The organism is Nonomuraea cypriaca (genome assembly GCF_015645445.1).
Lineage (GTDB): Bacteria > Actinomycetota > Actinomycetes > Streptosporangiales > Streptosporangiaceae > Nonomuraea > Nonomuraea cypriaca.
The window spans coordinates 1-13,678 of the sequence record NZ_JADOGI010000135.1 but is presented as its reverse complement, the minus strand read 5'-3'; the positions used below and the strand labels follow the sequence as shown (position 1 = coordinate 13,678).

General features: G+C 71.6%; 14 protein-coding genes and 4 pseudogenes. 9 read left to right on the top strand and 9 right to left on the bottom strand.

Going from position 1 to position 13,678, the window contains the following annotated elements; genetic code table 11:
- Positions 1 to 147 precede the first annotated feature (147 nt).
- Complete coding sequence (locus ITP53_RS34925) at positions 148 to 429, top strand: HPr family phosphocarrier protein (RefSeq protein WP_195899725.1); 282 nt, start codon at positions 148 to 150, stop codon at positions 427 to 429.
- The gene (ptsP, locus tag ITP53_RS34920; RefSeq protein WP_195899724.1) at positions 422 to 2,083 is read left to right on the top strand and encodes a phosphoenolpyruvate--protein phosphotransferase; all 1,662 of its coding nucleotides are present in this window, start codon (positions 422 to 424) and stop codon (positions 2,081 to 2,083) included. The genes ITP53_RS34925 and ptsP overlap by 8 nt, the downstream gene beginning before the upstream one ends.
- Positions 2,084 to 2,108: 25 nt before the next feature.
- Here the strand turns inward: ptsP and ITP53_RS61380 are convergent, their stop codons facing one another.
- The 4 genes and pseudogenes from ITP53_RS61380 to ITP53_RS34905 form a co-directional block, all read right to left on the bottom strand.
- Positions 2,109 to 2,561, bottom strand: coding sequence for a hypothetical protein (locus tag ITP53_RS61380; protein ID WP_407941356.1), 453 nt, complete (start codon positions 2,559 to 2,561; stop codon positions 2,109 to 2,111).
- Positions 2,562 to 3,167, bottom strand: a pseudogene (locus tag ITP53_RS61375) (AAA family ATPase); the annotation flags it as partial.
- Between the two features lie 132 nt (positions 3,168 to 3,299).
- The gene (locus tag ITP53_RS34910; protein ID WP_328816740.1) at positions 3,300 to 4,334 is read right to left on the bottom strand and encodes an aldo/keto reductase; all 1,035 of its coding nucleotides are present in this window, start codon (positions 4,332 to 4,334) and stop codon (positions 3,300 to 3,302) included.
- Positions 4,335 to 4,347: 13 nt separating this feature from the next.
- Positions 4,348 to 4,989 carry an SDR family oxidoreductase gene (locus ITP53_RS34905; RefSeq protein ID WP_195899721.1) on the bottom strand — a complete coding sequence of 214 codons (642 nt, stop codon included), beginning with the start codon at positions 4,987 to 4,989 and terminating at the stop codon, positions 4,348 to 4,350.
- 404 nt (positions 4,990 to 5,393) lie between these two features.
- Here ITP53_RS34905 and gndA point away from each other — a divergent pair, with 404 nt between their 5' ends.
- Positions 5,394 to 6,818: an NADP-dependent phosphogluconate dehydrogenase gene (gene gndA, locus ITP53_RS34900; protein WP_195899720.1), complete on the top strand. Its 1,425-nt coding sequence runs from the start codon at positions 5,394 to 5,396 to the stop codon at positions 6,816 to 6,818.
- Between the two features lie 153 nt (positions 6,819 to 6,971).
- On the opposite strand, the gene ITP53_RS34895 is transcribed toward gndA, so the two are convergent.
- Entirely contained in the window at positions 6,972 to 7,745 is a 774-nt protein-coding gene (locus ITP53_RS34895) for an acyl-CoA thioesterase domain-containing protein (protein ID WP_328816737.1), read from the bottom strand.
- A 4-nt stretch (positions 7,746 to 7,749) separates the two neighbouring features.
- Positions 7,750 to 8,694 (bottom strand): helix-turn-helix transcriptional regulator, encoded by a 945-nt coding sequence (locus ITP53_RS34890; RefSeq protein WP_195899719.1) that lies wholly within the window; start codon positions 8,692 to 8,694, stop codon positions 7,750 to 7,752.
- Positions 8,695 to 8,745: 51 nt separating this feature from the next.
- Between ITP53_RS34890 and ITP53_RS61370 the strand changes: the two are divergent.
- A pseudogene (locus ITP53_RS61370) lies at positions 8,746 to 9,051 on the top strand (epoxide hydrolase N-terminal domain-containing protein); the annotation flags it as partial.
- A 222-nt stretch (positions 9,052 to 9,273) separates the two neighbouring features.
- On the opposite strand, the pseudogene ITP53_RS61365 reads toward ITP53_RS61370, so the two are convergent.
- Both ITP53_RS61365 and ITP53_RS34875 read right to left on the bottom strand, forming a co-directional pair.
- Positions 9,274 to 9,651 (bottom strand): annotated as a pseudogene (locus ITP53_RS61365) (DUF488 family protein); the annotation flags it as partial.
- Between the two features lie 80 nt (positions 9,652 to 9,731).
- The gene (locus ITP53_RS34875; protein WP_195899738.1) at positions 9,732 to 10,127 is read right to left on the bottom strand and encodes a RidA family protein; all 396 of its coding nucleotides are present in this window, start codon (positions 10,125 to 10,127) and stop codon (positions 9,732 to 9,734) included.
- Between the two features lie 136 nt (positions 10,128 to 10,263).
- Between ITP53_RS34875 and ITP53_RS34870 the strand changes: the two genes are divergently transcribed.
- Entirely contained in the window at positions 10,264 to 11,235 is a 972-nt protein-coding gene (locus ITP53_RS34870; protein WP_195899718.1) for a helix-turn-helix transcriptional regulator, read from the top strand.
- On the opposite strand, the gene ITP53_RS34865 is transcribed toward ITP53_RS34870, so the two are convergent.
- Positions 11,232 to 11,582: a VOC family protein gene (locus ITP53_RS34865; RefSeq protein ID WP_195899717.1), complete on the bottom strand. Its 351-nt coding sequence runs from the start codon at positions 11,580 to 11,582 to the stop codon at positions 11,232 to 11,234. The two genes, ITP53_RS34870 and ITP53_RS34865, sit on opposite strands and share 4 nt — an antisense overlap.
- Positions 11,583 to 11,713: 131 nt before the next feature.
- On the opposite strand from ITP53_RS34865, the gene ITP53_RS34860 reads away from it, so the two are divergent.
- The 4 genes and pseudogenes from ITP53_RS34860 to ITP53_RS34845 form a co-directional block, all read left to right on the top strand.
- Positions 11,714 to 12,052 (top strand): ArsR/SmtB family transcription factor, encoded by a 339-nt coding sequence (locus tag ITP53_RS34860; protein ID WP_195899716.1) that lies wholly within the window; start codon positions 11,714 to 11,716, stop codon positions 12,050 to 12,052.
- Positions 12,049 to 12,525, top strand: coding sequence for an SRPBCC domain-containing protein (locus tag ITP53_RS34855; RefSeq protein ID WP_195899715.1), 477 nt, complete (start codon positions 12,049 to 12,051; stop codon positions 12,523 to 12,525). The genes ITP53_RS34860 and ITP53_RS34855 overlap by 4 nt, the downstream gene beginning before the upstream one ends.
- Positions 12,522 to 13,148, top strand: coding sequence for a dihydrofolate reductase family protein (locus tag ITP53_RS34850; protein WP_195899714.1), 627 nt, complete (start codon positions 12,522 to 12,524; stop codon positions 13,146 to 13,148). Before ITP53_RS34855 ends, ITP53_RS34850 begins: the two co-directional genes overlap by 4 nt.
- A gap of 87 nt (positions 13,149 to 13,235) precedes the next feature.
- Positions 13,236 to 13,678, top strand: a pseudogene (locus ITP53_RS34845) (AraC family transcriptional regulator); the annotation flags it as partial.

Sequence of the window (13,678 nt, the reverse complement as noted above, 5' to 3'; positions counted from 1 at the left end):
AGGTATAAACACAGATTAAACCAACCCGAAACGGCGGTGAATCAACATCATGCACGCCGAGGAGCCGCCCCAGGTGCTCGACGGGATCGACCTCGTCAGCAGGGGTGCGGCGATCAAGGTCACGAACGAGCCCTGAGGAGTCCTGTGATGGCACATCGAACGGTCGCCGTGGCCTCGGCCAGCGGCCTGCACGCGCGTCCCGCCAAGCTGTTCGTGCAGGCGGCGGCCCGGCTGGGGGTTCCGGTGACGGTGCGGCTGGGTGCGAAGGCGGTGCCGGCCAAGAGCATGCTGGGCGTGTTGTCGCTGGGCGCCGTCCACGGCACGGAGGTCACTCTCGAGGCCGACGGGCCCGGCGCCGAGGAGGCGCTGAACACGCTGGCGGACCTCCTGTCCCGCGACCTGGACGCCGAGGAGGCCCTCGATGCCTGACACCACCACGTCTCCCGCACACGAGGCCGCCGACGGCGGCGGCGATGGCCGTGACCCCGGATCCGAGTGGTCCGGTGTGCGGCTCACGGGGCTCGGTGTCAGCCGGGGGTGGGCGGCGGGGCCGGTGATCCGGATGGCGGGGCCGCCGGCGTTGCCCGTGGCGCGGGACGTCGCCGATCCCGCCGCCGAGGTGGCTGCGGTCGCGCGGGCGCTGGAGGCGGTGGCGGAAGATCTGAACCGGCGTGCGGCGGACGCTGACGGGGAGGCCGCGGAGATCCTGGAGGCGCTCGCCATGATCGCCGGGGATCCGATGCTGCTGGAGGAGGCCGAGGGCCGGGCCGGGAACGGTTCCGACGCCGCCCACGCCCTGGACGCCGCCTTCACCGGGCACCGGGAGACCCTGGCCGCGCTCGGCGGCTACCTGGCCGAGCGGGCCGCCGACCTGGACGACCTCAAGCACCGGACGGTCGCGGTCGCGCTGGGCCTGCCCATGCCGGGCCTGCCCTCCCCCGGCCACCCGTACGTCCTGGTCGCGGAGGATCTCTCCCCCGCCGACACCGCGGGACTCGGCCCCGACGTCCTCGCGCTGATCACCGAGCGGGGCGGGCCCACCAGCCACACCGCGATCCTGGCACGTGGCAAGGGTCTGCCCGCGGTGGTGGCCTGCAAAGGGATCACGGACCTCCCTGACGGGACCGTGGTCGGCGTGGACGGCGGCACCGGCGAGATCGCCGTCGGCCTCACCGAGGAGGAGACGGCACGGGTCGGGGAACGCGCTCGCGCGGAGCGGGACAGGCTGGCGGCGAGCAACGGCCCCGGCAGGACGGCCGACGGCCACCCGGTCAAGCTGCTGCTCAACATCGGCTCGGCCGGCGACCTGCGGCCGGACGCGGAGGGCGTCGGGCTGTTCAGGACGGAGTTCCTGTTCCTGGACCGCAAGCAGGCCCCGTCGTTCGAGCAGCAGGTGAGCGCGTACACCGAGGTGTTCGGCCGGGCGGAGCACGTGATCGTGCGCACGCTCGACGCGGGCACCGACAAACCGCTGCCCTTCCTGGGTCTGCCGGACGAGCCGAACCCGGCCCTGGGCGTACGCGGCCTGCGCGTGGACCGGCTGCTGCCGGACGTCCTGGACACCCAGCTCGACGCGATCGCCGAGGCGGCCCGAGCGACCGGGACGCCGGCCTGGGTGATGGCGCCCATGGTCACCACCCCGGCGGAGGCCGGTGCCTTCGCCGGCCGCGCCCGCGCCAGGGGCATCGCCAAGGTCGGCGCGATGGTCGAGGTCCCGGCGGCGGCGCTGCGGGCGGAGCGGCTGCTGCGGGAGGTGGACTTCCTCAGCATCGGCACCAACGACCTGGCCCAGTACACCTTCGCCGCCGACCGCCAGCACCCGGCGCTCGCCGACCTGCTCGACCCGCGCCAGCCCGCGCTGCTCCAGCTCATCGCGCTCTGCGCCGAGGCGGGCCGGGAGGCGGGCAAGCCGGTCGGCGTCTGCGGGGAGGCGGCAGGCGACCCGCTCCTGGCGCCGCTCCTGGTCGGTCTGGGGGTGACCAGCCTGTCCATGGCCCCCGTGTGCGTGCCCGCCGTCCGCGAGGCCCTCGCCGGCCTCACCCTCCAGGACTGCAGGGAACGCGCCCGATCCGCCCTCGACTGACCGGGTACGGCCTCGGGCACGTGGGTCAGGCGGGGGCGGGGTTGTGGGCGGTGAGGTGGAGGGAGTCGGCTTCTGTGTCCACTGTGTCGACCGTGACCTGGCCGCCCTCGCTCACCTCGCCGGTCAGCAGCATCGTGGACAGCCGGTTGTCCAGCTCCCGCTGTACCGTCCTGCGCAGCGGCCGGGCGCCGAACTCCGGCTGGTAGCCGCGCCGCGCCAGCCAGTCCTTGGCCGCGTCCGTGACCTCCAACGTGACGTCCTGGCCACGCAACCGCTGACGGGTGCGTTCGAGGAGGAGGTCGACGATCTGGCGGAGCTGGTCGCGTTCCAGCCGCCTGAAGATGATCGTCTCGTCGATCCGGTTGAGCAGCTCGGGCCGCAGCGAGTGGCGCAGCAGGTCCATGAGCCGGTCGTGCAGGGCGGCCGTGTCGCCGGCCGACTCGAGGATGAGCTGGGCGCCGATGTTGCTGGTCATGATGGCGCGTACCTCGTCGATGACCTTCTTGGCGCGTTCCTCGAACTCACCCCGGTACTTCGTCCCCGCCACCATCCCGGTCAGGTCGAGGGCGACGACGCGGCGGTCCTTGAGCGTGTCGGGGACGCTGCCGTTCACGATGCGCTGGGCGATGCCCTCGACGATCGCGGTCTTGCCGACGCCGGGCTCGCCGATGAGGCACGGGTTGTTCTTGGTACGGCGCGACAGCACCTCGATCGACTGCTCGATCTCGTCCTCGCGGCCGACGACCGGGTCGATCCTGCCCTGCCTGGCCTCTTCTGTGAGGTCGCGGCCGTACTCGTCGAGCGAGGGCGTGTCACCGGCCGCGCGGGCCTCCCCGGGGCGGGCGGCGGCGGCCGTGAGTTCGAGCGCGTCCAGGTCAGGGGCGCCGCGCTCCCCCGCCGCCGCCAGGGCCCGGCTCAGGACGTCCCTGGCCGGGGCGCTCAGCAGCCGGCCCACGTCCACCCGCTGCACGCCGGGCCGGGACGGCGGCCAGCCCTCCATGCCGCCGAACACCCGGCCCGTGAGCTCTTCGAACCCTCTGAAGGGGTCCGCCCCGAAAAATGACCTGAACGGCATGTCCGACATCGAATGTCCCCCTAAGCCTCAGAGGACACCTAGCCGCGCCCGCCGCAAGCCATAGTCAGCATCCGGCAAAGGGTCCGATCACAGCGTCATGGGTCACGGCAGGTCGCGGCAGGATCGCGGCAGGTCACGGAGTCACGGGCGGCGGCGCAGACTCGCGTCGGCCAGCTCGGGCGGCTGCCAGCCCGCGTCTGCCGGGTTGATCGTGACGCCGGGCGGCACGATCTCGTCGATCCGGTCGAGTACGTCGCCGGACAGGCGCACGCCGGCGGCCGGGAGCTGGCTCTCCAGGTGCTCCATGGTGCGCGGCCCGATGATGGCGGAGGTCACCGCCCGGTGCCTGAGCGTGAAGGCCAGCGACAGCTCGATCAGCGTGATCCCGGCCTCCTCGGCCAGCAGGGCGAGCTGCTCCACCGCGTCCAGTTTGCGCTGGTTGACCGGCAGCTCCATGTCGTAGCGCTGCGGCAGCCGCGCCGCGCGGCGGGTCCTGGGGAGGTCCTGGCCCTTGCGGTAGCGGCCGGTCAGCCAGCCGCCGGCCAGCGGGCTCCAGACGATGACGCCCATGCCGTACGTCTCGGCCACGGGCAGCACGTCGGCCTCGATGCCGCGGACGAGCGGCGAGTACGGCGGCTGCTCGCACACGAACCGCTCCAGCCCCCGCCGCTCCGACGCCCACTGGGCCTCGACCACGCGGTGCGCGGGGAAGGTGGAGCTGCCGAGATAGCGGATCTTGCCCTGGCGCACGAGGTCGGTGAGCGCGCCGAGCGTCTCCTCGATGTCGGTGGCCGGGTCCGGCCGGTGGATCTGGTAGAGGTCGATCCAATCGGTGCCGAGGCGGCGCAGGCTGCCCTCAACGGCCTGGAAGATCCAGCGGCGGGAGTTGCCGCGCTCGTTGGGGCCCTCGCCCATGACGCCGTGGCACTTGGTGGCCAGCACCACGTCGTCGCGCTTGCCGGACTTGGCGAGCGCCCGGCCGACGAACTCCTCCGACTGGCCCCGGGCGTAGACGTCGGCGGTGTCGATGAAATTGACGCCCGAGTCGAGCGCCCTGTCGATGATCCGGGCTGAGATGTCCGGGTCGGGCTCTCCCCACCCGCCGAACATCATCGCCCCCAGACATAGGGGGCTGACCTTGAGACCGGTACGTCCGAGTACGCGATATTCCGTCACGGCTGCACTCTCTTCACTCCGTCGCCACGAGATCGATGATCGGCGTCTCACCGGACACCAGCTCCAGCGTCCGGCCGGCCGTGCCGGGGTTGCCGAGCAGCGCGACGATGACGGCGGCCACGTCGTCGCGCGGCACCGAGCCGGGCGGGACCTCGGGCGCCAGCCGCACCAGGCCGGTGCCTGGCTCGTCGGTCAGGCGCCCCGGGCGCAGGATCGTCCAGGCGAGGTCGCGGGCGCGCAGGTCGTCCTCGGCCTCGGTCTTGGCCTTGATGTAGGCGGCCCACACCTCGTCCCGGCCGGGCGCGGGCGGCTTGCCCGCGCCCATGGAGGAGATCTGGATGAACCTGCCCACACCCGCCCGCTCGGCCGCCTCGGCGAGCAGCACGGACGCGCCCCGGTCGACGGTGTCCTTGCGCGCCGCGCCGCTGCCCGGTCCGGCGCCCGCCGCGAAGACCACGGCGTCGGCGCCCTCGAGGATCCGGGTCACCTCGTCGACGCCGGCTCGCTCCAGGTCGCACAGCACGGCCTCGGCTCCGGTGGCCTCGACGTCGCGGAGGTGGGCGGGATCGCGTACGAGGCCGACGGCCCCCCACTTGAGGCGCTCCGCCAGGCGCAGCGCGATCTTCCCATGGCCACCCGCGATGACGATCCGCATGTACGCCATGGTGTCATGAGCACATGCCGCATATTCTCGCGGGGACTTCGTCGCTGGTCGCGTATCGCTGGTCGCGTATTCTCGCGGGGACTTCGTCGCCACGGTTGGCCTCCGTAATGAGCGTGGTCGATCCCCATGCCGCTGGTCGCGTACCTCGTCACCACGGTTGCGCTCCGTAATGAGCGTGGCCGAACCATGCCAGGCAGGGCCATGGGTAGCGGATTGTTGTCAGGCGGTTACGGTAGAGATGAGCTCTAACGTGCCGGGGCCTTCAGGGGCTACGCCGATTCGGCGGACATGCTGGACCGGCTCGACGAGCTTGGAGTGCGGCAGACGGGCCGAAGTGGGAATATCCCACCGAACCCCCGGGCTGGATCATGCGTATTCCCCACAGAGGAGCTGAGATGGACTTGGCAGACATCGGCGTCACCGGCCTCGCCACCATGGGGCGCAACCTGGCACGCAACCTGGCCAGGCACGGATACGCCGTGGCCGTGCACAACCGTACGTACGGCCGTACGCAACAGCTGGTCAAGGAGTTCGGCGGGGAGGGCACGTTCGTGCCGTCCGAGGAGCTGGCCGGGTTCGTCGCCTCGCTCAAGCGGCCCCGCCGGGCCATCATCATGGTCAAGGCGGGCGCAGGCACCGACGCGGTGATCGAGCAGCTCGCCGACCTGATGGAGCCGGGCGACATGATCGTCGACGGCGGCAACGCGCACTTCCAGGACACCAGGCGGCGTGAGGCCGCGCTGCGCGAGCGGGGCATCCACTTCGTCGGCACCGGCATCTCGGGCGGCGAGGAAGGCGCGCTGCTCGGCCCCAGCATCATGCCGGGCGGGTCGAAGGAGTCGTGGGAGGCGCTCGGCCCGATCCTGCAGGACATCGCGGCGCAGGTGGAAGGCGTGCCGTGCGCGGTGCACGTGGGACCCGACGGCGCCGGCCACTTCGTGAAGATGGTGCACAACGGCATCGAATACTCGGACATGCAGCTCATCGCCGAGTCCTACGACCTGTTGCGCCAGGCCCTGGGGGCGACGCCGGCCGAGCTGGCCGAGGTGTTCAGGGAGTGGAACGAAGGGGATCTGGGCTCGTACCTGATCGAGATCACCGCCGAGGTGCTCGATCAGGTGGACGCCGAGACGGGCAAACCGTTCGTGGACGTCGTGGTGGACCAGGCCGAGCAGAAGGGCACCGGCCGGTGGACCGTGCAGAGCGCGCTCGACCTGGGCGTCCCTGTGACCGGCATCGCCGAGGCGACCTTCGCCCGCGCGCTGTCCGGCCACCCGGAGCAGCGGGCCGCCGCCGCGTCACTGCGAGGCCCGAAGCTGTCCGGGGTCGGCGGGCGTGAGCTGGTCGAGGACGTACGCCAGGCCCTGTACGCCTCCAAGATCGTGGCGTACGCCCAGGGCTTCGACCAGATGGCCGCCGCCTCCAAGGAGTACGGCTGGGACCTGGAGCTGGGCGCCATGGCCACCATCTGGCGGGGCGGGTGCATCATCAGGGCCAAGTTCCTGGACCGGATCCGGTCGGCGTACGACGCCAACCGCGAGCTGCCGACGCTGCTGGCCGACCCGACGTTCGCGGCCGCGCTGGACACCGCGCAGGAGGCGTGGCGCCGGGTGGTGACCACGGCCGTGCAGATCGGCGTGCCCACGCCCGGGTTCTCCTCGGCGCTGGCCTACTACGACGGGCTGCGGCGCGACCGGCTGCCCGCGGCGCTGGTGCAGGGGTTGCGCGACTACTTCGGCGCGCACACCTACCACCGGGTCGACAAGGAGGGCGCCTTCCACGTCGACTGGTCGGGCGACCGCGCCGAGCACCCGGCGTAGCCGCCGCCCGCAGGCCCCGCTGCCGCCGCCCGATGCCGGTGCGGCGGCTCCGCGCTGACCGTTTTGTTCGCCGGACGATCGTTCTACAGCAGCCGGCTGTCCGGCGACCGGTCGTCGCGGTCGTCCGCCGGGCGGTCGTCCGGCGAGCGGTATTCAGCGGCCGCCGAGAGGGGCCGCGTTGGCGAGTGCCGTCACCAGGCAGAAGCCGATCGGCCCCGCGGTGTCGTGCAGGGTGACCTGCCCGGTCGCGACGCCGTCGGCGCTGAGGTGGCCGGTGGCCTCGACGCCGATCAGGTCACCGGCGGGGACCCTGGCGAGCGTCAGCGTGTAGTCGGCGTTGATGAAGCGCAGGCCGTCGGTCCCTGAGTTGCTGAGCGGGCTGGCGAAGTCGGCGGCCAGCGCCGCGCGTACGAACGGCGTGATCGGCTCGTCGTCCACCAGCGGATGCCGCTCCCGCATCCACACCCGCCCCGCCCCCGGCTCGTCCCGGCCCGACAGCCGCCACAGGTCGAACGGCGGCGTCCACACGCCCCCGTCCACCGGCGGCCCGGAGGGCGGCGGCGCGTCCCAGGCGGGCGTGACGACGCCCTGCTCGCCGCCGGGCTGCTCGCCCTCCCTCAGCAGCACGGCCGCGGCCCGGCCGATGACGCCCAGGTCGGTGGAGATCGTCGCGTCGGCCACGCGGATCCTGCGCCCGTCCCTGACCAGGGTCGTCTCGACCGTGACGGGCAGCATCGGACTGCTGCGGAACAGATCGACGGTCAGCCTGGCGAAGCGCAGACCGGGCTCGGCGCACCGCTCCTCGATGGCGCGGGCGGCCAGACCGCCGAGCAGCCGCCCGTGGAGCATGTCGGGGGACCAGGGACCACGGGCGTGCGGCGCCGGGACGAGCTCGTCCCGCTTCCGCGTGAAGAACGCTGAGGACACAGAATCAGATTCTAGAGGACATCAGGCGCCGGCCGAGCGCGCGCAGGCGTTCCTTGAGCTCGACCGGCTCGAGCACCTCGAAGTCGACGTCGAGGAACGCCACGACCACGGCCATCGGATGCAGGTCGTCGCCGCGCAGGACGAGCACGCAGCGCCGGTCGTCCACGGGCTCGATCACGCCGGGGGTCCTGCCGGCGATCTGCTCGGCGGGGGCGTGCAGGAGGAAGCGCGCCTCGATCGGCCACATCTCGTGGGCCAGGCGGCTCTCCACCCACGCGGCGACGTCGGGTACGGGCGGCTCGCGCGGCGCGAAGCGGGGGCCGTTGGGGGTGCGCAGCCGGATCCGGTCGGCACGGTACGTGCGCCAGTCCCGCCGGTCGACGTCCCAGGCTACGAGGTACCAGCGGTTGCCCTTGGTGACGAGGCTGTGCGGCTCGGCCTGCCTGAGCGCCTGCTCGCCCTGGTGGCTGGTGTAGTCGAAGCGGAGCCGCTCGCGGTCCCGGCAGGCGGCGGCGACGCGGGTCAGCACGTCGGCGTCCACGGTCGGGCCCGCGCGGTTGATCCGCAGGGTGTGGGTCTGCAACGTGTTCACGCGGTGCCGCAGGCGGGCCGGGAGCACCTGTTCGAGCTTGGCCAGGGCGCGCAGGGAGGTCTCCTCGATGCCGGTCACCGTGCCGTTCGCGGCGGTGCGCAGGCCGAGCGCGACCGCCACGGCCTCGTCGTCGTCGAGCAGCAGTGGCGGCAACTCCGCGCCCGCGCCGAGCCGGTAGCCGCCGGCGACGCCGGGCGTGGAGTGGACCGGGTAGCCGAGGGTGCGCAGCCGGTCGACGTCGCGCCGCACCGTCCTCGGTGCCACGCCGAGCCGCTCCGCCAGGTCGGCGCTCGACCAGTCGCGCCGGGCCTGCAGGAGGGACAGCAGGCGCAGGAGTCTCGCTGAGGTGTCGAGCATCCTCCCATTGTGGCCCGATTCTGGCCGTAATGGTATCTAGCGTCGGAGGGCATGAAGAGATTCGTCATCGACATGCCACAGGACCGGCTCGACGATCTGCGGGAGCGGCTGGAGCGTACCCGCTGGCCGGACGCTCTCGAGGGGGTCGGCTGGTCGTACGGGACGCCGCCGGGGGCGGTGCGGGAGCTGGTGGCGTATTGGTGCGACGGCTACTCCTGGCGGGAGCACGAGGCCCGGCTCAACGAGTTGCCGCAGTACACCACCGAGATCGACGGGCAGCGGGTGCACTTCGCGCACGTCCGCTCCGCCCGTCCGGACGCTTTGCCGCTGTTGCTGACGCACGGGTGGCCCAGCTCGTTCGCGGACTTCTCGCACGTGGCCGGGCCGCTCAGCCGTGACTTCCACCTCGTCATACCGTCGATCCCCGGCTTCGCCTGCTCCGGCCCTACCACGGAGCCGGGCTGGGGTGTGCGGCGAGTCGCCGCCGCCTGGGCGGAGGTGCTCGATCGTGACGTGGTGCTGCTCGGTCAGCCGCCGGGCGATCAACGAGCGGTGGCAGGCCTCGGCGTCGCGTTCGACACAGAGCAGCGCCGCGGTCCCACTGCTCGGCAGCTCCGACACGATCGACGTGAGGTCGGCGCGGTCGAGGATCTCGGTGGTGTAGCGGCGGGTGTACTCGGCGGCGAGTTCGCGGCGCGAGCGCTTGCCGACCCCTTGGCGGTCATCCTCGGCGTACTGGAGCCGGCGTAACTCGGTGGTTGGGGCGAGCTCACGGTGGTGCTCGTAGGCGATCCCGGCATGGGCGAGGGCCGCCTGCAGCCGGCGTGAGTTCGCCCAGGCGTACTCGGGTCCGCGGACACCGCGGCGCTGGCGTACGTCGAGCAGCAGACGAACGTCCGCCTCCCGAAGCTCTTGCAGGAAGGACTCGCCGCCGAAGCCATAGACGCCGATTGTCACCACCCTGAGCACCGGAAATCACCCACCTGCCTACTTCTCGTGCCGCCTCCGGCAGCCCTGCCGGAGGCGGCGAGGTCGCATCACGCGACGGCGGTCCCCTCAAGTTCGACCATCAGGGTGGGGATCGCCAGCCGCGTCACCCCGAGCATCGTGGTGGACGGTGCCACCCCGGCGGTGCCCAACCGCGACGCCAGCACGCCGTAGTGCTGGAAGAGCCGATCGACGTCGGTGGTGTAGACGTTGAGCCGGACGAGGTTCGCAAGGGACATGCCGGCCTCGCCGAGCACGGCCTCCAGGTTGTCGAGGCTCAGCGCCAACTGCGCCGCCATGTCATCGGTATGCTGCGGCTTGCCGTCACCGCTCATCGCGGTCTGCCCGGCGCAGTACATGGTCCGGGTGTGCCCGGAGACGATCTCACCCTGGTTGTACCCCATCTCCACCGACCACGCCCACGGGTTGACCGCCGTACGCTCCATCGCCACATCAGCTCCATTCGATTCGCCGGCATCACGTACGTCGATCGGCTCGGTAGCCACCGTCTTCGACGTCGTGCTGATGAGCCTCCCAGCAAATCACGACATCCTTTGTCGTGTATTTCGGTAACGTTCTCGTATGCGCGCCGACCGGTTGGTCTCGCTGGTGCTGCTGCTGCGGCAGCACGGTCGGCTGTCCGCGGCCGCGCTGGCCCGCGAGCTGGAGGTATCCACCCGCACCGTGCTTCGCGACATCGAGGCGCTGTCCGCAGCCGGCGTCCCGGTCTACGCCGAACGCGGCCGGCACGGCGGTTTCGCGTTGCTGCCCGGTTTCCGGACCGAGCTCACCGGACTGAACCCCGACGAGGCCCTTGCCCTGCTGGTCGCCGGATCGCGGCGCGGCGCGCAGGCATTCGGCCTCGGCTCGGCGCTCGCTTCGGCGATGCTCAAGGTGGTTGACGCGCTACCCGAAAGCTATCGGGACACCGCGGCCGGCGCCGCCGAGCGATTGCTCATCGACCCGGAGACCGACCTCCTCTCGCGTCGGCTGGTCGCTGAGGAGGTGCCTGACGCCATAGCGGCCGAGGTCCTGCGCGCGGTGTTCGCCGGACACAAGCTGCAGATCCACTACGCGGCTGTGGACCAGACCCCGCAGTGGCGCACGGTGGATCCGATCGGCCTGGTCACCATACGCGACCGGGGCTACTTGCTGGCCACGAGGTCTGGCGCGGACCGCACCTACCGGCTGTCCCGGGTCTTGGCCGCCAAGGAACTCGCCGAACCCGCACAGCGACCAGACCGGGTCGATCTGAACCGGGCCTGGCAGGAACGCAGCACGCAGTTCCGGACCGGCGGCGACCAAGTCACCGTGCTGGTACGGGTGAACCCGGCGCGGCGGGAGGACCTGCTGGGCACCGCGCTGGCCGTCCACGCCGAAGAAGCCGACTCAGACGGCTGGCTGCGGCTGGAGGTGACCTTCCAAGATCCGAGACACGCCGAATGGGCGCTGTGGCAGCTCACCACGAACGCGGAAGCCCTGGCCCCGCAGTGGTTACGCAACTCCCTGCGCAACCGCGCCACCGCGATCGCCACCCGCTACGACCCCGACTAACCCGCCATCAGGCAGAAGGGGTGGCCCTCGGGGTCGATGAGCACCGTCCAGTCGCCCCCACCCGGCTGGAGGCCGGGAACGGTGGCGCCGAGGCCCGCCAGCTCCCGCGTGGCGGCTTCGACGTCGGGGACCTTGAACTCGAGGTGCACGTGCTTGCCGTCGTTCGGCCAGCCGGGGCCCTGGTAGCCGTCGATCCGCTGGAAGGCCAGCGAGACGGGGCCGCTGTCGAGGGTGACGAAGTCCGCGTCGCCCTGGGACGGCTGCCAGCCGGTGGCCTTGCCGTAGAAGGCCGCCAGGGCGACGGGGTCGGCGCAGTCGATCACTATGGAGGAAAGAGTGGTTGTCATGCGGCCCAGCCTGGCGGAGGCCGCACGGCCAGGTCTTGAACATCCTTGCAGGCCACCGCTCACCCTTTCTTTGAAGGCCATTCGACACTTAGCCCTTGCGCTAACCATTACACCCCGAGATACTTAGCCTCATGGCACAGTATTCGGTGCAAGTGGACGGCGTGTTCGTCGCCCTCGCCGACCCGACCCGGCGCGCCGTCGTCCGGCGCCTCGGCCACGGGCCCACGAGCGTCGGCGACCTCGCCCGCGAGTTCCCGATGACCCTCCCCTCGTTCATGAAGCACGTGCGGACGCTCGAATCGAACGGGCTCATCCGCACGCTCAAGTCCGGCCGGGTGCGCACGTGCGTGCTCAACCGCGAGCGGCTCGCCCTCGTCGGCGACTGGCTCGCGGAGCAGCACCGGATCTGGGAGGAGCGCACCGACCGCCTCGAACAGTTCGTCACCGACCCGAAGGAGAACAGGCAGTGAATCCCGACCTCGACCTCGGCCTGGAGCGGATCATCCGCGCCCCGCTCGCGACCGTGTGGAACGCCTGGACCGACCCGTCCCTGCTTGAGCAGTGGTGGGTCCCGGCTCCGTCCCGCTGCCGGGTGGACCGCCTGGACCTGCGCCCAGGCGGGGCGTTCGTGACACGGCTGAGTGACGAAGGGGCCGAGTTCGTCCCGCACCTGGACGCGTGCTTCCTCGCCGTCGACGAACTCGAGCGGATCGTGTTCACCAACGCGATCACCAGCACATGGCGTCCCGCGAATCCCGCCCCTGTCGCGATGACCGCCACGATCACGCTGAACGATCACCCGGACGGCACGGACTACCGGATGGTCGTCCGGCACGGCGACCCGGAGGCCCGCGCTCATCACGAGAAGCTCGGCTTCGCCGAGGGCTGGGGTACGGTCGCCGGCCAGTTGGCCGCTCTCACAGAGAGCATGGCCCCGCGATGAAGATCACCCTCACCGAGTTCGTCACGCTCGACGGGGTCAGCCAGGGACCCGGCTCGCCGGACGAGGACACCAGCGACGGCTTCACCCGCGGCGGCTGGCTCGTGCCCTACATCGACGGTACGTTCGTCCAGCGCGCCTCCGACTGGCTGGACCTCGCCGACGGCCTGCTGCTCGGCCGGCGTACCTACGAGGCGTTCGCGCGCGACTGGCCGAAGATCACCGACCCGGCCGATCCGTTCACCGAGCGGATGAACGCCCTGCCGAAGTACGTCGTGTCGAACACTCTCACCGAGGGGACCTGGCACCCCACGACCGTGCTCAACGGCGACCCGGTTCAGACGGTCGCCGAGCTCAGGGCGCGACCGGGACGGGAGCTCCAGATCCACGGCAGCGCCCGCCTGGGCGGCGCGCTACTGGCGGCGGGCCTGATCGACATGCTCCGCCTCGTGGTCGCGCCCACAGTGCTGCGGACCGGCCGGCGCCTTCTGACCGGCCCGGGCGCCCCGTCCGGTCTCCGCCTGGTCCACCACGAGGCGACGCCGAACGGCCTGCTGCTCCTCGAATACGAGACAACAGGCCAAGCACTCCAAGGCGAATACGAGGGCGTCACCGCCTTCGTCTAGGCCGCCTCGCCGCCAAGCCGTCCCCACGATCAGATCACCTCGCGGGCCGAGGGCGGATTGTCGTACCCGCGGCGTAGCGTTCTGCGGGTGCGGTCGTCTGTCTCTCTCGCCACCGGTGCCGGGTTCGCCGTCCACGCGGTGACGTGCGTCGACGACCACCGCGGCTGGTCGCCCGCCGAGGTGAGCCCTCGCTACCACCTGGTGCTGGTGCGGCGTGGCACGTTCCGGCGCATGGCGGACGGGCGGTCCGCCGTCGCCGATCCCACGACGGCCTATCTCGGGGTGCCCGGCGAGGAGGAGCACTTCGCCCATCCGGCGGGCGGCGACGTGTGCACCTCGCTGTCCCTGTCACCCGGCCTTTGGCGCACCCTGGCCGGAGACGGCCTCAGGCCTACCCGCTCGACCGTCTACGTGGACGCCCGCCTCGACCTCGCCCACCGCCGCTTCCTCGCGGCCGCGCGGGGCGGCGACGCCGCCTTCGAGCTGACCGAGTCCCTGCTGCCTCTCATCCGCGGCGCGCTCGCCCAACT